The organism is Elusimicrobiota bacterium (assembly GCA_041658405.1).
In the GTDB taxonomy this organism is placed as follows: domain Bacteria; phylum Elusimicrobiota; class UBA5214; order JBBAAG01; family JBBAAG01; genus JBBAAG01.
Genome location: JBBAAG010000028.1, coordinates 14,851 through 33,627, shown reverse-complemented (window position 1 = coordinate 33,627; position 18,777 = coordinate 14,851). Strand labels below are relative to the sequence as shown.

The 18,777-nt window shown below is 44.2% G+C and carries 11 protein-coding genes; all 11 read left to right on the top strand.

The features are described from left to right. Positions 1 to 796, top strand: a 796-nt coding sequence (locus tag WC955_06495; GenBank protein MFA5858698.1) for a carboxypeptidase regulatory-like domain-containing protein, incomplete at its 5' end; no start/stop codon positions are given. A 272-nt stretch (positions 797 to 1,068) separates the two neighbouring features. Further along, positions 1,069 to 1,872, top strand: a complete 804-nt coding sequence (locus WC955_06490; GenBank protein ID MFA5858697.1) for a dihydropteroate synthase — start codon at positions 1,069 to 1,071, stop codon at positions 1,870 to 1,872. 11 nt (positions 1,873 to 1,883) lie between these two features. Beyond that, positions 1,884 to 4,418, top strand: a complete 2,535-nt coding sequence (locus WC955_06485) for a SpoIID/LytB domain-containing protein (protein ID MFA5858696.1) — start codon at positions 1,884 to 1,886, stop codon at positions 4,416 to 4,418. A 46-nt stretch (positions 4,419 to 4,464) separates the two neighbouring features. Next, complete coding sequence (locus WC955_06480) at positions 4,465 to 5,028, top strand: hypothetical protein (protein MFA5858695.1); 564 nt, start codon at positions 4,465 to 4,467, stop codon at positions 5,026 to 5,028. Positions 5,029 to 5,062: 34 nt separating this feature from the next. Next, complete coding sequence (locus tag WC955_06475; protein ID MFA5858694.1) at positions 5,063 to 7,960, top strand: carboxypeptidase regulatory-like domain-containing protein; 2,898 nt, start codon at positions 5,063 to 5,065, stop codon at positions 7,958 to 7,960. Positions 7,961 to 8,009: 49 nt separating this feature from the next. Further along, positions 8,010 to 8,648 carry a GerMN domain-containing protein gene (locus WC955_06470; GenBank protein MFA5858693.1) on the top strand — a complete coding sequence of 213 codons (639 nt, stop codon included), beginning with the start codon at positions 8,010 to 8,012 and terminating at the stop codon, positions 8,646 to 8,648. Then, positions 8,648 to 11,554 (top strand): carboxypeptidase regulatory-like domain-containing protein, encoded by a 2,907-nt coding sequence (locus WC955_06465; protein MFA5858692.1) that lies wholly within the window; start codon positions 8,648 to 8,650, stop codon positions 11,552 to 11,554. The genes WC955_06470 and WC955_06465 overlap by 1 nt, the downstream gene beginning before the upstream one ends. A gap of 69 nt (positions 11,555 to 11,623) precedes the next feature. Further along, positions 11,624 to 14,512 carry a carboxypeptidase regulatory-like domain-containing protein gene (locus WC955_06460; GenBank protein MFA5858691.1) on the top strand — a complete coding sequence of 963 codons (2,889 nt, stop codon included), beginning with the start codon at positions 11,624 to 11,626 and terminating at the stop codon, positions 14,510 to 14,512. Positions 14,513 to 14,608: 96 nt separating this feature from the next. Then, positions 14,609 to 15,529, top strand: coding sequence for a type IX secretion system membrane protein PorP/SprF (locus WC955_06455; protein ID MFA5858690.1), 921 nt, complete (start codon positions 14,609 to 14,611; stop codon positions 15,527 to 15,529). Between the two features lie 16 nt (positions 15,530 to 15,545). Further along, positions 15,546 to 17,933: an extracellular solute-binding protein gene (locus WC955_06450; GenBank protein MFA5858689.1), complete on the top strand. Its 2,388-nt coding sequence runs from the start codon at positions 15,546 to 15,548 to the stop codon at positions 17,931 to 17,933. Continuing rightward, entirely contained in the window at positions 17,926 to 18,753 is an 828-nt protein-coding gene (locus WC955_06445) for a carbohydrate ABC transporter permease (protein ID MFA5858688.1), read from the top strand. The genes WC955_06450 and WC955_06445 overlap by 8 nt, the downstream gene beginning before the upstream one ends. The last annotated feature ends 24 nt before the right edge of the window (positions 18,754 to 18,777 follow it).

Here is an 18,777-nt window from a genome sequence, read left to right as displayed (position 1 = left end):
GTTGTATTATCGTAATGCCGGGACAATTGCGTATTCCGGGTGGGAGATGCAGAAGGCCGGGACTAACGGGTATACAGGGTATATCCCCAGGAATATTGTTACCGTCGGAGGGATTGAGTATTATATAGAAGCGGTTGATAATAATAATAATCGCGGGTATGTGCCGATAGGGTATAGCACTGCGCCGTATATGATTACCATAAGGCGTACAGTGAGTATGTTGAGAGGGCAGGTACGGCAGAAGGGCAGCGGGGTTGCGCTGAGCGGCGCGTTGTGTGTGTTAAGCCCGGGGAATGTTAAGTATAACACTGATGTTAACGGGAATTATGTGTTTGATAATTTGAACCAGGGAACGTATTTTCTTTCCGTAAGTAAAACAGGGTTTGTTAACAGTGATGTTTTGAGGATAAACCTTCCAGTCGGGGAAACTATTACTCAGAATTTTACGCTTTCAGAAACAGATACCTCGTCAGTATCCAGCACGGTAGTGGTGGTTAATTCCGTATTTTCGCCTAATCATTCGGATACCAGAAAAAGTAAAGCCGTGTTCAAAATTAATATTAATAATGCAACAACTCAAAATGTGGTACTAAAAATATATGGTAGTACCGGGAGGCTGGTGCGTGTTATCGATAATTCCGATATCGGTATGGTTGCATTGGTGAGTAATGAACTTCAGATGTATTGGGATGGATATAATGAAAACAGTTCTCAAGTGTCAAGCGGAGTGTATTTTTTCCAGGTGGAACTGGAAGGCAGTGTGAAGTCATCAGGCAAAGTTGTTGTCGCGAAGTAGGGCGTTTTATCATAAGTGCCTACATTGTTATACAATAAGTGTGTAAAACGGTTTACTAGTGCGGGATGGTGTAGTGCGCAAAAATATTTACTGCTAAAATTGTGTTGTTTATCAATCAAAAAAAGTGTAATATTTTATATATACGTTATAAATGCATAAACACGGGTGGCAGCTGTGTTGCAAGTTCTTTTTTTTAATAATAAACTATTAATAATATAGCTTCCTCAAAAATTTGTGTGTAGTAAATTAAGAAAGGTGCGGTGCTAAGAAGTATGTTAATCGTAGGTGAACGCATAAACGCAAGCCGGAAACTTGTTAATGCAGCAGTATGCCAGAGAGATGTTGAACATATAAAAAAAGAAGCTGTTTCGCAGTCGGATGCCGGGGCGGATTTTATAGATGTTAATGTCGGGACTTTTGTTAATAATGAGGGCGAGATGCTGGAATGGGTGATAAATGTTGTACAGGGTGCTGTCGATAAGCCGTTATGCTTGGATAGCCCTAACCCGGATGTGCTTATCCGCGGATTGAAGTTATGCAAAAATACGCCGATGATAAATTCTATTTCCGGAGAACCGGGACGTTACGAAAAAATTGTTCCTCTGGTTAAGGAGTTTGATACCAATATTGTTGTCCTGTGCATTGGTGAACAGGGTATGCCGAGTTCTGTAGAGGAACGCGTTAACTACGGGTCTGTTCTTATCGACCGGTTAGTTAAGGATAATGTAGCGGTTGATAAAATTTATGTTGACCCGTTAATTATTCCACTGGGGACTGATAATAAACAGGGAGCGTATGTGCTTGAAACGTTGCGGGTTTTTAAAGCTAAGTATCCGGGGATACATTTTATCTGCGGGTTGAGTAATATATCGTACGGGTTGCCGAACCGGTGGTTGATAAACCAGGTGTTCCTGGTTTCCGCAATGGCTGCAGGTCTCGATGGTGCGATACTTGATCCGACGGATAAAAAAATGATGGCTAATCTCTATGTTGCGAATGCGATACTCGGGAATGATGAGTACTGTATGAATTATATTTCCGCGCATCGTGAAGGTAAACTGGGGATTGAGAAGTAGGTTGTATTTTTATGAGTTGTTGTAAGATTGCGCGTTCAGTTAGTTTTGTATTACTGATATTATCGGTGATATGCCCTGCAGGGTATGCTGCGGATATACGGATAGGGTTGACTTATAAAAGCAGCCTGTATCCGAACAGCCTTGCGGGGTTAGCCTCTGTTTATGTTACTGGCATTCAAAAGTATGAGATTTATGATACGGCTACAAAAACAGTTATTTTCTCTGGGAATTATAGTAAACGCATAGATGTAAGCGGGACTAAGGTTTCTGTAGATACTAAACTTTATACCGGCCCGCTGGTGTTACGCGGATACCAGAGTGATCCCAATGTAATTGTAGGCATAGGGACTGATAATTATCACTGGACAAAGTTCCGGGGGGAATTAAAGTTTTCATCGAACGGTACGTCGTTAGAGATTATTAATGTTCTTGATATGGAACAGTACCTTTACGGCGTTGTGCCTTCAGAGATTGGTACCAGTGCACCGATTGAAGCGGCAAAAGCACAGGCGATTGCCGCAAGGACGTTTGCGTTCGGATCTATGAGAAAACATGACTCCCTGGGATATGACCTCTGTAGTTTGGTGGACTGCCAGGCGTATAAGGGGTATGATATTGAACGTAGTACACTTAATAGCGCGGTAGATCTTACTTGCGGATTGTCAATGAAATATAATAATCAAACGTTGAAGTATGTGTTTTATTTTAGTAACTGCGGGGGTAAAACTGCTAATACTGAAGATGTTTGGGGCGGTACCGCACTTGGGTATCTGCGTAGTATTGAAGATAAGAGTGTTGGGATGGCAACGACTTATTGTTCGGGAGCTACTGATTATACATGGGTACTGACTATGACAAGTACTGCGTTGTTGACAAAGCTTAAAGCAAATAATAATACTGCACCAGCAAGTTCTGAATCAGTAATTTCTGCCAACGGAATACTAGTAACGAGTACTGATGTATCCGGGCGGGCAAAAAATGTTAGGATAACCTATGCTTCACCGTCAGAAATAGTTGATGTTACCGGTGTACAGTTCCGCTCGGCTATTGGTTCGGTAGATTTTCAAAGTACGCTGCTTACCGGCATCACCTATAATTCCGGGTCGTATACTTTCTCAGGGAAAGGGTTTGGCCACGGGGTGGGTATGTGTCAGGACGGTGCGTTGAAGATGGCGGTTGCGCCGTATAACAAAACGTATGATCAAATACTGAAACAATATTTTACAGGGATTGTGATAAGCGACGAATCCGGCCCGATGATTGCGCATACGCAGGTTAGTTCCGCAGCGTATAATACGGCGTTAACGGTTTACGCGAATGTTACTGACGGTACAGCAGTGGGAAGCGCTAAGGTGTATTACTGCACAAATATCGTTGGGACATATTCTTCAGTAAACATGGCATCGCTCGGCGGTGGGCGGTATTCCGCTATAATTCCCGCAACAGCGTTTACCTCTAAGTATTTGTATTACTACTTTTATGCGGTTGATACCGGTTTAAACGCTGCGTATTTCCCTGCAACATATAGTATTGCACCGTTTAAGATTACGGTTGGGCCAAGTGATGTTGATGCACCGGTGATCGTTCATTCTCCGGTACGCGGTGCTGCGCCTCTGACTGCAATAATTATTTCCGCAGGGGTTAACGACGCTACCGGAATAGGGTCGGTAATTTTATTTTATAAACGTGATACCAGCAGTGTTTTTACATCGCAGTTTATGCCTAAGACATCGGGTAGTACGTATTCTACGCAGATAAGCGCAAGTGAGGTTACAGGGAATATTGATTATTATATCCAGGCAAAGGATTCGTCGGATCTTGAAAATATGAAAGAGGCCGGTACTGCTGATAGTCCATACCGTATACTGGTTTCCAGTAGCGATACCACCGGCCCGGTTGTTACACATACGCCGCCGGGGAATAAGACAGAAGGCGATATAGTTATTATTTCAGCGACAGTGACTGACGGTAGCGGGGTGGAGGCTGTAATGCTGTATTATCGCAAAAAAGGGGATAATGTATACGGTTCACGCGCTATGCTTACGAGTAACGGGACTGTGTATGAAGCACCGGTGCCAAGTGATATTGCAAAGTATCCGGGGGTAGAATATTATATTATCGCATGGGATATTACCACGTTCAGGAATTCCGGATATTACGGGTCTGCTGTAAGCCCGAATACCGTTAATATTATAAGTAGTAACGGAACTAATGGCGGGTCAGGGACAAATAATGGTACTGCTGCCGGTGAGGCTAAGGTGGTCAATACGCCGAATTCGTCCGGGAGTTATAGTATAGGTATCAACGCCGGTACGCAGGCATCGTCTGCTGTGAGTGATGTGGTTATAAAGATATATGATCTGCGCGGGCGTATTGTTCGGATGCTTGATAGTACAAACGCGCAGTTGGTAGTGAAGAACGGCGTTACAACGTTTGTATGGGATGGGAAGAAAGATAATGGTGAACTGGTATCCGGCGGGGTGTATTTATACCAGTTGGAGTCAGGGGATGGAATTATTTCCGGTAAGATTATTATCGCAAAATAGGTGTGTTATATAATAATTAAGTGATGTGTAAAGGAGAATTTGTAAGATGAAAGTAAAGATGTTGTCAGTTGTTTTGGCGTTAACCTTATTTTCGGGTGCGAATAGTTTTGCTGCGGTATCCGGCGGGATTATTACACCAAAAAAGTTTGAGTTTAAACTTGCATACTCAAATCCTGAACTACAGGGGCAGGGGTATAAGGCGTTTGCCAGGGTTGTGGAAGTTGATGCCATTCCGCAGGATGATGCCGAAAAAATTAGGATCATTATTAACGAGATGCTGAAGGGGCCGAATGTAACTGAAGCAAAGCTCGGGGTGAAACTCGCTGCGAAGAAAAATAATGCGTATGTCCAGAAAATTAGCTTACAGCCAAACGATATTGACGGGCGGACTCTATATCTTGAGTTAAGCCCGGAAGTTGTGGTTGGCGGGATTGACGATGACCTTTTGGCTGGGTTGTATGACCAGGTGCAGTGGTCGCTCTGGGAGTCGGGGTTTGCGGATATTAACGGGCTTGATATTCGTATTGTAAACAAAAAAGGTGTACCGCGCGCGCTAGGGCATTACACCACAAAACTTGAGTACGAAGAAAAAGATTTTATTAAGAAATAATTTTTTGGTTTTTTATAGAAGGAGACCTGATTTAATGTTGGCAGTAAAACGTTTATTTGCAGTAGGAGTGATGGTATTACCGTTGTTTTTGTCGCCGGTACCAGTGTCTGCGGAATTGCCTCTCGAAGGACGGGTTTTTGCGGTTAATCCCGGGCATGGTATGCTCTGGGAGACTGCGTTGACCCCTGATGCGTTCACTACGGAACGCGGGGCGTCATTCGGCGGGATTGAGGATTATTCTAATCCTATGCATACCTGGCATATTATGAACTACATACTTGAAAGCGGCGGGGCTACGGCGTATCAGGTTCGGGAGTATTATAATTACAACAATAGCAGTGTTAAGTACGGGCTCTCTCATCCATATGCAGGGGCGGAAAATCAGCCGTTGTTCAGAATGACTGCGCCGTATTGGATGAAGAAGGATCCGTTGGGATTATTAATCCCGGAGACTGTGCACCGGACAACGTATTATTATACCAACCCTACCGGCGCAGGGGCGGCAAATGAAAAAAACCGTTCTAACCGTTCACGTCCGTTTTTTGCGAACTGGTTAATGAAAGACAAGCTTGGGCGGTGCGATGCTATGATCACTGTACATACAAACGCAGCATCCGGTACAGCTCGGGGGACGTTGATGTTGATTGACGGGGATAATAATTCGGATGATGCTGAGGATTATGATGGTACTGATATGGCGGAACATACCGCAATTTATAGTAAGGCGAAGACGTTGTCAACTACTGTTCTAAATAAGGTTGTGTCGCAGCTTCAGAGTTATGTTGATCCTACCTGGTCAAAAAATGGTTCCAGCGGGTTCCTGTACCGCACATTTTCGTATGCTGAAAATAGGTATACAAAAACGCCGTATGCTATGCTCGAAGCGGGCTTCCATGATAACGCGATTGACGGGCCGCAGATGATTACTGACCGGTGGAATATGATCTTCGGGCAATCGGTGTATAAAGCGTTATGCGATTATTTTAAGGCAACTGATTATAATTTGCCGTCACAGATCACTGATCTCGTTGCGGCACCGGGTTTTGCTGCCGGGCAGGTGAGGTTAGTATGGACCGCACCAGGAGAAGACGGGACTCTGGGGTCTGCTTCAGCGTATATCGTGAAATATTCAGCAAGCGCTATCACCAGTACTACTACGTTTAATGCTGCAACTACGTATACTCAAACATGGATTCCTAAAAAACGGCGTTCACGGGAGGAGTATATCCTTACGGGGTTCACTCCGGGGAATACGTACCATTTTTCTGTACGGTCAAAAAATTTTACGAATGATACTTCACGCGTGTCTAATCCTGTCTCCGCTGTTGTCTCCAATTCCACCGGCGTGGCGGTAGGGAAAATATCTGGGACTGTAAAAGGGTTGATGACAGATGAAGGTATTGCTGCGACAGTTACACGTGATCCCGACGGGAGTAGTATGCTGGCGTCTTCCGGAGGAGTATTTGCTTTTAATGACCTTTTTGCTGGGAGTTATTCAATCACCGCAGCGGCGGCAGGGTATACATCCTCAACTACTGTCTGCGCTGTAGTGGCTGGGGGTACTACGACAGTAGTGATTTCATTATCCGGGGGGACTTACGGGATGATTACCGGGAAGGTTACGGATAGTGTCCTCTCTGTAGAGTTAAGCGGTGTAAAGGTTACGGATGTTACCGGCGGGGGGATCGCTTATACTGATAATGACGGGGTGTATAAACTTGTAAAACTTTCAGCAGGGGCGCATCAGATTAGTTTCCAGTATAGTAACTACGCAACGAAGAGTAAGCTTGTGGTGGTGACTGCAGGACAGGTGACAACCTCAGATGAAACACTGGTTTCTACCGGAGGGTCTACCTACGGGGTTATTACCGGGACAATTAAGAACTCACAGAATTCGCAGTTAATCTCCAACGCTGTGTGTGTGTTAAGCCCGGAGAGTTTGCAGAAGCTGACCAACGGCGAGGGTGTGTACCGGTTTGAAAATGTTGTTATGGGGAGCCATACGGTTACCGTGAGTTACGGCGGGTTTATTACTAAAGCTGTTAGTACAAACCTTGCGCCCGGTGCAACGGCGACATTAAACATTAACCTCGTTCCCGATGGCAGCGGGGGGAGTGAGACAAAGATTTACGGGAAAGTTTTACTATCCGGAACCACTACGGCTATATATGATGCGGATATTATCTTGTATCTCGATAGCGTGCAGGTTGGGAGTGCGTTGAAGTCGGGAAGTGATGGTTCATACGAGTTCGGTGACTTAAGTCCCGGGAGTTATGTTCTTGCGGTGTCCAAGAACGGGTACGAATCCGCAAGAGTTGATATAACCCTGGTTGCTAATGAAGCAAAGGTTGTGAATGCCAGCCTCACAAAAAGCGAGGTCAGTGAGTTAAGCGGTGTGGTTAAGGATAAGAGTACGCAGCAGCCGATAGCGGGTGTTGCTGTGAAGCTTACAAAGAGTTTAATTGAGAAAACTGCGGTGACGGGTTCTGACGGGGTGTTTAGTTTTACGAGTTTAAACTTTACCAGCTGTAAGTTGTCATTCAGTAAAGTGGGGTATGATTATAAAGAAATGAATGTTACCCTTGTACTTGGGATGCCGAAAAATGTTGCGGTTGAGCTTACGCAAAAGGGTAATCTTGAGGAAGTAAAGGTTAAGGCGGTGTATATACCGGTATCTTCCGACGGGACAGAAAATTTGTTGCCAATGAAGTTTAATCTTTCGTCCGGGAATGAACTTGCTGCAGTGAAAATTTATGATATTAAAGGGCGTATGGTTAAGAACGTTGAAGATATACAAACTAACGGGGCGGAGGTTACTGCTACTTGGAATGGTACGGATTCTGCCGGGAGGAAGGTTGCCAGCGGGGTGTATTTTTATCAGATAGAGTCCGGTGGGAAAGTAAGAAGCGGGAGAGTGTTGGTCGCTAAATAAAATATTTATTGTTTAATTTAATCTGTAGTTATACGGAAGGATGCGTAAAATGAGTAACGTAAAAAAGTTGTTTGCCGTAGGCGTAGGGATGGTAGTTGCAGTAACGGGGATAGTGGCAGGGGTTTCATTGTTGGCAGCTGCTGGTGCGGGTAATAACGCAGTAGCGGGTAAGGTGGTTAAAGCGCCGCTCGTAGTTAAACAAAGCAGTAGTGCGGTTGCTGTAAGTACAGCGCCTGTTTCAGATGCTGTTCCTCCGATACCTGCAGGGAATAATAAGTATAAGATTTCTTTTATGAAGGACTCGTATCCCGGTGATTTGGAACGCGAAGCGCCGGCAGCGGAAGATTTACCTGCGGATCCCGTAGAACGCACGAAATATATTATTAAAGAATGGTTACAGGGGCCGACTGACGAAGAGAAAGCGCTGGGATATACTACGTTGATTAGTACCGGTGCTTGGATTAAGTCGTGTGTATTTAATAAAAATGAAGACGGGTATTACGTTGTAGAGATAGATTTTAGTACGGAAATCTTAAAGAATCTGGATGAAGAAAAAATTTGGTTCATTCATGACCAGATGGCGTATATGCTTACCTCCATGGGAATGGATAATATTGTCGGGACTAAGATGACTGTCGGGGGTAGGGCGTTAGCGTCGTATCTTGAAGGTAATAAACGGAAGGAGTAGTGGGTATACTGCGGTTTAGGAGAAACGGGTTATCTCTAATATTAACTGTTTTATTCGTGCTTACCGCCGGTGGGGATGTTATTTACGGCGGTGTGCTGGCGGGAAGGCATATTGTTATCAGTCCGGGGCATGGGTGGCAGTGGAACCCTAATGATTTAGCCACAACACTGGATTGGTATACCGAACGTACAGCGCAGCAGCTTGGGCTGATTGAAGATTTTAATAATCACTGTATCGCACGGCATGTAAAGGCGTATCTCGATGATGCAAGTGCGTTGACGCATACTGTGCGGGATATGAATCCCGGGACAATGGAACTTATCTACACCGGACAGGGGCCAAACACTGCTATTGTAACAAAACCGTGCCATTATCCGCGGTGGCAGGTGGGGACAAGATATTATTTTCATGGAAATTTTTATGGTGAGAACGTTCCTGCTGCAGTATATGACCCTGCTTACGGGACTGGTACAGAAAAAAATAAGTGTTTACGCAGCCGTACGTATTACGCAAACTGGTTGAGGAAGCAGTATAATAAATGCGATCTTTATCTGGGTATACACTCTAATGCTTCAAGTACGCAGCCGGCGCCACGGGGAACTGTAGTGTTGTGCGATAATGATAATAATTCTAACAGCGCGTCGGATTATGATGGCGGAGATTTTTCTGAGCATACATTAAATATCACGAATAGTTATAATTTTGCAAAAAAACTTGCTGCACAGGTTGTCGCGATGTTGAAAACTTATTACGACCCAACCTGGGCGCCGATATATAATGCCTATGGTGTATGGCAGGCGGATTATAAGTGGTGGGAGACACGGGGTGTACAAAAACCTAGTGCCACGATTGAGTACGGGTTTCATACAAGCGTTGATGATTCCAGGGCGTTACTTGACGAGAAAGCGCGGAGGTTGATGGCGCTGGGGGCATACAAAGGTATCTGCGATTATTTTGGGGTTACGGATTATGATTTACCGTCAGTAGTGACAGACTTGCGTGTGTATCCAGGTAACGGTGTCGGGCAGGTGCGTATAACGTGGACTGCGCCGGGGGAGGATGGGACATATCAACCGGCAAAGCTCTATGTTCTTAAATATTCTACCGCGAGTATTGACTCTACGGTAAAGTTTACCGCCGCAAAAACGTATACTCAGTCGTGGTTGCCAAAAAAACGGTATAGTAGAGAAGAGTATGTCTTGAGTAATCTTTTAGCCGGGGTGACTTACTATTTTTGTTTGCAGTCAAAGAATGATACAAATGATACTTCTAAAATTTCAAATTGTACGTCGGTAGCAGCACAGGCGGTTGCCGGTGCGAATGTGCCTGTTGGCACGGTTAAAGGAAAGGTTGTGGATTTGGTTACTAAGATGCCAGTGGTTGCTGCAGAACTGCTGGTTTCACCTGAAAATATTGGGGTTACTCCCGGGGTTGACGGGGGATACGCGGTCAGCGGGTTGAGTGAGGGTGAGAATACTGTTACTGTTACGGCTCAAGGGTATATCACCGTATCGTCAACTACATGGGTAGTTGCGGGAGCGACGGTATCCATAAATTTTGAGCTTCTGTTGAGTACGTATGCGACGTTGACCGGGATAGTCAGGGATAAAAGTTCAGGGGCGGGAATTTATAACGCAAGAGTGCAGTTAGCAGGAACTGGTAATGTTAGCGTAAATACGGATATTAACGGTTGGTATGGTGTTGGTAGATTGGCAACCGGGGCGTATTATCTTACAATTTCATGTGATGGATATCAGTCCGGGAGTCAGATTGTGACATTAAGCGCAGGGAATGAAACTGCGGTGAATATGCAGTTAACCCCATTAGGTGCAGGGGTCAGTAAAGGTGTTGTCACCGGAACTGTAAAGATTGCCGGAACGAGCGGGTATATTTCCGGCGCGGCGTGTACATTATACCCTGAAATTATTACTGTTGTGACGGATGGTGCCGGGATTTACCGGTTTGGCAATATTGTTGTCGGGAGTCATACGGTAACGGTTGTATACGGCGGGTACCAAACTTTAGCGTCGACCTGCGCACTGGTTTCCGGTGCAACTGTATACCTTGATTTTGGTTTATCAGCGGGTAATACGCAGTCCGGGGGTAGGTTGTTTGGTGTAGTAAGTGCCGGGAGCGAGGATGTTATTATTTCCGGTGCGGTGTGTACGCTGCAACCAGGGAATTATGGTACAACTAGTATGGATGACGGGAGTTATGTGTTTACTGGATTATCCACAGGAACGTATGTTTTATCCGTCAGTAAGACTGGGTATCGTGCAAGTGCGGAAACTGTTGTGATGAATGAGTATATAATGGAATTTAATGTTACGCTTGTCCAGCAGAGGAGCAGCGTTATCAGCGGAAGGGTGTTTAACAAAAATACTGGGAACGGGGCAGGCGGGTTGATAGTAAATGCTGTTAAAGGTAATACCGCCAGAACTGTTGTTACTGATGAGGATGGGCGGTATCGTATTGAAAATATAAGTGAAGCCGGATACTGGACGTTGACTGTCGGGAGCGTGGGGTATAAGGAAGTTAGTTCTAATTTATACGTATCAATCAGCGGTGAATTATTTCAAAATTTTGAGCTTGTGCCGTTTGAGAGTTTGGAGAATATAGTTATCAGCGCGAAGGTTTTTACGCCGGTGGATACAAATGGTAGTAAAAAAAGTTTGAGGATAAGTTTTAGTTCAGATACCGGCGATACTGTCAATGCTAAAGTTGTTGTTTATGATATTCGCGGGAGGGTAGTTAAGGAGTTGGAAAAAGATTCTTCCAGCGCTGAGGTTAACGCGTTATGGGATGGGACGGATAATTCAGGGCGTGAGGTTTCAAGTGGGGTGTATTTTTATCAGATTGAAGCTGGGGGTAAGGTTAGAAACGGTAAAGTTGTTGTCGCTAAGTGAAATGCAAAGTGTAACTTTATAAGAATGATATTTTAAATTTATTCGTATTATAGAGGAGTGTAAGTAAAAATGAAGAAACTGGTAGCCTGGTGTGGTTTTAGCGTCTTAATTATTTTTGCGCTATTGATTGCAGGGACAGTAGAGGTTGATGCCGGAGCGTTGACCGGGAAAAATATTGTGTGCAGCCCTGGTCATGGGTGGGTGTGGAATTCAACTCTCACGCGGTGGGCGACGGAACGCGGAGAGGCGCAGTTAGGGATGATTGAAGATTTGAATAATTACTGCATTGCACGGCATGTGAAGACGTATCTCGAAGATGCTGGCGCTGGGCTTCACTGGGTTAGGGATATGAGTTCTAAGAATAGCGATAAGTATACAGGGAAAGGGCCGGATCCGTCAACTGTGACAATCGCAGCAAATTATCCGTGGTGGCAAATAAGTTCACGGTATTATTTTTATGTAAATCGTTCCAGTGAGAATGTACCGGCTACGGTTTACAGCGCGTCCTGGGCGTCAGGGGAAAGTAGTAAGAGTTTGCGCAGCCGCACGTATTATGCTAACTGGAAACGTAAGGAATTTAATAAGTGCGATCTGTATCTTTCCATGCATTCAAATGCTACCAGTTCCGCTTCATCACGCGGGGTAGTGGTATTGTGCGATAATGATAATAATTCTACTGATGCGTCAGATTATGACGGCGGGGATTTTAATGAGCATACGTCAAATATTACAAATAGTTATAATTTTGCGAAAGCTTTGGCAGCAAAGCAGCTTAGTATTATGAAAACGTACTATGATTCCGGGTGGAAGACTACCTACAATGCGCTTGGGGTGTGGCAGGCGAACTGGAAATGGTGGGAAGTGCGCGGGGTGCAGAAGCCAAGTGCGTTGATCGAGTACGGGTTTCATACAAATTTGGACGATACAAAAGCGTTAACCGACGAAAAAGGAAGAAGGTTACTCGCACAGGCAACTTATAAAGGTATCTGCGATTATCTTGGAATTACGGATTATGAATTGCCTTCTACAATTACTGACCTTAAGGCAAATACGGGGACGGCTATTGGTACAGTTAAGATTATATGGACCGCACCGGGGGAAGATGGTACGATGCAGCCGGCAAAAACGTATGTCGTTAAGTATTCTACCAGTGTGATTGATACTAAAACTAAATTTAATGCTGCAACGACGTATACCCAAACCTGGGTTCCCAAAAAAAGGTATGCTAGGGAAGAGTATGTGTTGAGTAATCTTACTGCTGGAGTGACGTACTATTTTTGTGTTCAATCAAAAAATGATACCGCTGATTCTTCAAAAATATCAAATTCACCATCAGCACCTGCACAGGCAACAGCAGGGACGGGCTTGCCTACCTGCAGTGTTAATGGTACCGTCAAGGACTTAATCACAAAATCGCCGATCTCTGGAGTTTCAGTGGTTGTGGCTCCGGATAATCTTACGGCTACAACGGGGACGGATGGGATGTATAGTATTATCGGATTGGAAGGCGGGGATTATACTGTTAGCGTAACTGTAAACGGGTATAATACCGAAAGTTCTACATTTACCGGCGTGGTTAATACTACTTCGACAGTAGATTTTGAGCTTGTCGTCAGTACCTACGCGACACTATGGGGGTATCTTACAGATAAAAATACAGGGGCACCGGTGTATAATGCCAAGTGCCAGCTTTCCGGAGCGAATAATATCAGCGTGTATTCCAATATTGACGGATGGTACGGGTTTGGAGGTTTAGCAGCAGGCGGGTGTTATCTGGTAGTCACGGTTGCGGGGTATCAGACTTTTAGTCAAATAATTACTCTTACTACCGGGCAGGAGACACGGATAAACGTTATTCTTCAACCGTATGGTGCTGGGATTAGTAAGGGTGTAATCGTTGCGGCTGTACGTGATGCGTCTACCCGCGCAGCGCTTAACGGTGCAGCGTGTTTACTGAGCCCGGAAATGACACAGCTTGTTACCGATGCATCAGGAGATGCGAGGTTCGAAAATCTTGTTATCGGGAGTCATACTGTGACAGTTTCTCTCGGTGGGTATAAAGTTGTTGTGTCAACCTGTAACCTGACTTCCGGGGCAACCGTGCAATTGGAGTTTGCTATGTCTCCTAAAACAGGGGCTGTGGGGGGTAGGGTTTACGGTACAATTTATGATGAAACTGGGTTGTCAACAATTCCCGGTGCGGAGTGTGTATTGAATCCGGGAGAACTTAAAACTACGTCGGATGATAACGGGAATTATGAGTTTATTGATCTTAGTACCGGCGATTATATAGTGTCGGTTAGTAAATATGGATACCGTACAAGTTCGGATACTATTACGCTTGAAAGTGAAAGTGTTGAACTACGGGTAAATTTAACCGAAGCAAAAGGGAGTACACTAAGCGGGCGTTTTCTTGATAAAACAAGTAATACTGGTATTTCAGGGTTAACTGTGACACTTACAAAAAATAATGTGGTGATGATAGCTGTGACTGATACCGATGGAAGGTTCATGGTTAGTAATGTACGTACTGCCGGGTATTGGCAGGTGGAAGTTAATAATATGGGTTACAAAGCGTTCAGTAAAAGTGTGTATATTGAACTTGGCGCACAGGTGGAGATTAATAATGAACTTGAACCTAATGAATCGTTGTCAAACGTTACTCTAAGCGCGAGAGTTTATACTCCCACAACAACGGATGGTGTTAAGAAGGATTTACAGATTAAGTTTAATCTTCCCGTGAGTGCGGGGGGTAGTCCCGCGGTTAAGGTTGTTATATACGATATCAAAGGTAGGTTAGTGAAGGAAGTTAGCCGGTTATCCTCCGCAGCAAGTGAAGTCACTGTGTTATGGGATGGGACGGATATGTCTGACCGCGCGGTGGGTAGCGGTGTGTATTTTTATCAAATACAATATGAAGGGAAAACGCGTAGCGGGCAGGTAGTAGTGGCTAAGTAAATATGTTTTTGAGGTGAAACCAGAAAAATTGCTTGTAATAACGTTTATAATTAAATAAAATTAATTAAATTGTTTAAAGAAGGAGTTGTCGTAACAATGTATAGAGTATTGAAAACCTGGCTGTTTGCTGTAGTTGTATTGTCTTTTACTATCACAACCTGTAATGCAGCGTTTACCGAGTTCGCTACAAGTGTACGTGCCGTAGGGCTTGGGGGTAGTGCGTGCGGGTTGACGGGTGATGTTAATAATGTGTTTGGTAATCCGGCAGGGATTTTTGGGTTGGTGACATCGCAGGCGGGGGTTGCATTTTACCAAATCGCACCCGGGGTTGAAGGCGGGGCTGTGACACAGGGGATGGTGGCGTTTGGGATGCCGTTAAAGGCGGCTGGTATTACAATCGCCGGTAGGTGGTTGAATATGTCAGTCTCAGGGATGTATGCGGAAGATACTATGGGCATCGCCGCTGCGAAGTCTGTTAACGATAAACTTACTGTCGGGGTGGAAGTTAAATTATTAAAAGCGTCGTATAAAGGTGATGAAGTGGCGAATGACGTGTATTTTTCTGCTGGGACTGAAGCGCAGGGAGTGGCTCTGGATGCCGGTGCCGTGTTTAAGGCAATGTCAAATATTGATATCGGTATTTCGTTGAAGAATGTTAACCAGCCGAATATCGCAATTAATTCGTCTGCTGAAAATAAAGCGCCAATGATTATACGCGCAGGGATGGCGTATCGTTTACCACAGAAGTCGCCGGGGTTTGTTACTGCGGATATTGTTATGAACCCTACGGAAGGTACTGAGATTAGCGCAGGGATTGAAAAAAATGTGTTTATGAAACAGTTAAACGTGCGGGGCGGGGTTAATTATATAATGGATACACAGTCGTCATTGAATTGTTCTGCCGGAGCAGGGTTTGCATTCGGGCAGATGGAAGCGAATTATGCGTATGTTTTTCAGGTAATGGGCGGGTTAGTGTCATACCAGAATCATTATGTTGGAATGAATTTTAAGTTCTAACAACAAAGTGTAGGGAATGAATTTAGAGGTTGTCTCAATCAACAGTAGAATAAAGAAAAGTGGTTACAAGCCGGTAAACGCGGGTATCCGCGTGTTTGCTTTTACATTGGCTATGTCTTCAATATTATTGTCTTGTGTATTAACAGCAGTATTGCCGTGTGCCGCTGCGGAACAAAAGAAACAGATCGTTATCAAATTATGGGAGTATCCACGCTGGTCGTATGGCCCGCAACAGGATAAGTTTGGGTGGGTACTCGAAAAAATTGCTGAGTTTGAAAAACTTCATCCCGGGGTGAAGGTAGAGCTCACCAAACTTTCATGGGATGGCGGTGTACAAAAAAAACAAATCGCGATTGCTGCTAATGATTATCCTGATGTAACTGCAGAACCGTTGGCTAATATGATTAAGGCGATTGATAATAGTGTGGTGGAACCGCTGGATGAGTATTTAACGCCTGATGACTTAAAAGATTATTTTCCGGGTGCAATCGAGGCGTTTACACATAAAAAAGCGGGGGATGAGAAGTTTCGTGTATGGGGATTTCCATGGCTTAGCTCCGGGTCAGTGTTGTTTGTAAATAAAAGAATATGCGCTAAACGCGGGGTCGTACTTCCTTCTGATGGGAAATGGACTTATGACGAGTTTGTTGATATATTAAAGAAGTTGACTTACGATTCTAACGGCGATGGGCAGACTGATGTTTACGGGTTTGGGTATACGATTGAAAAGTTTACGCCTAACGTATGGCCGGTATTTCTCTGTGACGGAGCGGCTATACTTAACAAGGAAATGTCAAAGTATACGCTTAACTCTCCTGAAGGTGTATCCGGGGTAAAGAAGTTGTTGGAGCTGGATACCAAATATCATGCAGTGGTACCGCGGTCAGCGGCGTTGAGTTCAGGTGATATGTGGCAGATGTTTGCGCGGGAAGAAAAGGTTGCTGTGGCGCCTTGGGGTATGTGGGCGGTACAGGCGTTAAGGAATCCTAAAAAATCAGCAGGGTTTGATTTTGAGATTATGCATTATCCCACTATTGCCGGTGGAAAAAATATTACGTTTGTCGGGTGTACCGGTTTTCTGGTGTTAAAACAAAAGGATCCGGAGAAGAAAAAAATGTGTGTTGAACTCTGCCAGTATCTTACTAATACAGAAAATCAAAAAGCGGTTTACGTGTATTCCTCTTTTCCGACAAGAAAATCTACCGGGAATTTATATACTGCTGATACTGCGATGTCACGCGGGGCGGAAGTTGTTGCCAATGGTATCATTACACCGCCGCATCGGGATTGGTTGGAAATTGATGACAAAATATTCAGGCAGTTACAGTTAATTTTGCTTGGTAAAGTGGGGATAGAAGAAGGGTTGTCCGCACCGGAAAGAGATATTGATGCTACTTTGGCAGTAGCGGCATCGGTAAAAAAAGGTGTGCCTATCCCCGTGTGGTTTAATGTGTTAGTCGCGTTACTGCTTGTTTCTGCCGGGGCGTATCTTGTGTATTACATTATTAAGTCATGGGCGGATATTAAGAGGAACAGTTTTGCGTACTTGCTGATACTTCCTGCGTTGTCAGTATTTTTTATATTTTTGTTTTATCCGTTGTTACAGGCAATATTTTTGGTATTTCTGGACTACCGACTTGCAGGGGAAACGTATTGGGCGGGGTTAAAGAATTTCGAGTTCGGCGTGTTTAAGAGTTCGGTGTTTTGGATCTCAATGAAAAACACTTTAGTATATTCAATTGTACGTGTACCGTTTACTGTATTGATATCTTTAGTGGTTGCTACATTGATTTATCCGTTAGCGGACCGCGCACAGACAGTATTTCGTGCAGCGTTTTATTTGCCCGGTGTTATTTCGTTGGTAGTGATGGCAATGGTGTGGAGATGGTTATATAATCCTAATTACGGGTTGCTTAACCAGTTGTTTATTAAGCTTGGGATTATTGATAGCCAGAATTTGGTGCCGTGGTTGACTGATACGCAGACGGCTATGGTTAGTTTAATGTTGATGGCGGTGTGTACGGTTCACGGGGCAGGGGTTATTATCTACTTAGCGGCAATGAATAATATTCCGGTATCGTTGTACGAACTTGCGGGGATGGAAGGCGCAACAGGGTTACAAAAATGGACAAAGATTACTATACCGTTATTAAAAAGTACTACGTTGTATCTTTTGGTGATGAATACTATAGCGTCGTTTCAGGTGTTCACTCAGGTTTATGTTATGACTAAAGGCGGGCCGGGGTATTCTACGTTTATGGCAATACCGTTAATTTATTTTAGCGCATTTGATGATTGGGAGTTCGGGATTGCGGCAGCACAGGCATTGGTTGTGTTTGTTTGTATAGTAGTGATGTCATTGGTCCAATTTAAGTGGCTTGAAGGAAAGACTGAGTATGTTTAAGAAGTCTAAGTATAAGAATTTGATTAATTATGTTGTCCTGACATTGATTGGGATACTTGTCTTTCTGCCATTGTACTGGTTGTTCATCACAGCTATCACTCCGGAAGCTGAGATTACAAGGATGCCGCCAAGAATATTTCCGCAGCATCTTACGCTTGAGAATTTTAAACGCGTGTTTTATGCAGCACCGATTTCACGGTGGTTCCTCAATAGTTTATTGATAACCTTTATTGTAACACTATACACTTTATTTTCGGCGAGTATGGCAGCGTATGCGTTTGCCAGAAAGTCGTTTCCCGGGAATAAATTCTTGTTTGCTCTAGTTCTTGGGTCGGTGATGATTCCCAGCCAGATTGTTATGGTGCCGTTATATCTTATGGTACGGCAGATGAATCTTGTTGATAGTTACTGGGCAGTAATTCTTCCGGCGTTACCACAACCGTTTGCGATTTTTATGTTGAAACAGTTTATACAGGAATTGCCGGTGGATATCGAAGAAGCTGCACGGTTGGATGGGTGTTCTGATTTCATGATTTATTGGCGGATAATTTTGCCGTTAATTAAGCCGGTACTTGCGGCATTAGCGATATTTGTGTTTATTACTGAATGGAACTCGTTCATATGGCCGTTGGTGGTATTGAACTCGCCGGATAAGTTTACATTATCCGTAGGATTAGCGACACTGCAGGAACAGCAGGTAAGGGATTACGGGTTATTAATGGCAGGCGCAACAATTTCTGCGGTACCGATTGTGTTTATCTTTTTTTCATTTCAGAGGTTTCTCATGCGTGGGCTTGGGATGGGGTCGTTAAGGGCATAAGGTATTGTTTAAAAATATTTTTAT

Bases quoted from the DNA above. Each gene is read 5' to 3' on its own strand.
- WC955_06480 (MFA5858695.1), top strand. From the start codon at position 4,465: ATGAAAGTAAAGATGTTGTCAGTTGTTTTGGCGTTAACCTTATTTTCG.
- WC955_06455 (MFA5858690.1), top strand. From the start codon at position 14,609: ATGTATAGAGTATTGAAAACCTGGCTGTTTGCTGTAGTTGTATTGTCT.
- WC955_06445 (MFA5858688.1), top strand. From the start codon at position 17,926: ATGTTTAAGAAGTCTAAGTATAAGAATTTGATTAATTATGTTGTCCTG.
- WC955_06450 (MFA5858689.1), top strand. From the start codon at position 15,546: ATGAATTTAGAGGTTGTCTCAATCAACAGTAGAATAAAGAAAAGTGGT.
- WC955_06475 (MFA5858694.1), top strand. From the start codon at position 5,063: ATGTTGGCAGTAAAACGTTTATTTGCAGTAGGAGTGATGGTATTACCG.
- WC955_06490 (MFA5858697.1), top strand. From the start codon at position 1,069: ATGTTAATCGTAGGTGAACGCATAAACGCAAGCCGGAAACTTGTTAAT.
- WC955_06460 (MFA5858691.1), top strand. From the start codon at position 11,624: ATGAAGAAACTGGTAGCCTGGTGTGGTTTTAGCGTCTTAATTATTTTT.
- WC955_06470 (MFA5858693.1), top strand. From the start codon at position 8,010: ATGAGTAACGTAAAAAAGTTGTTTGCCGTAGGCGTAGGGATGGTAGTT.
- WC955_06485 (MFA5858696.1), top strand. From the start codon at position 1,884: ATGAGTTGTTGTAAGATTGCGCGTTCAGTTAGTTTTGTATTACTGATA.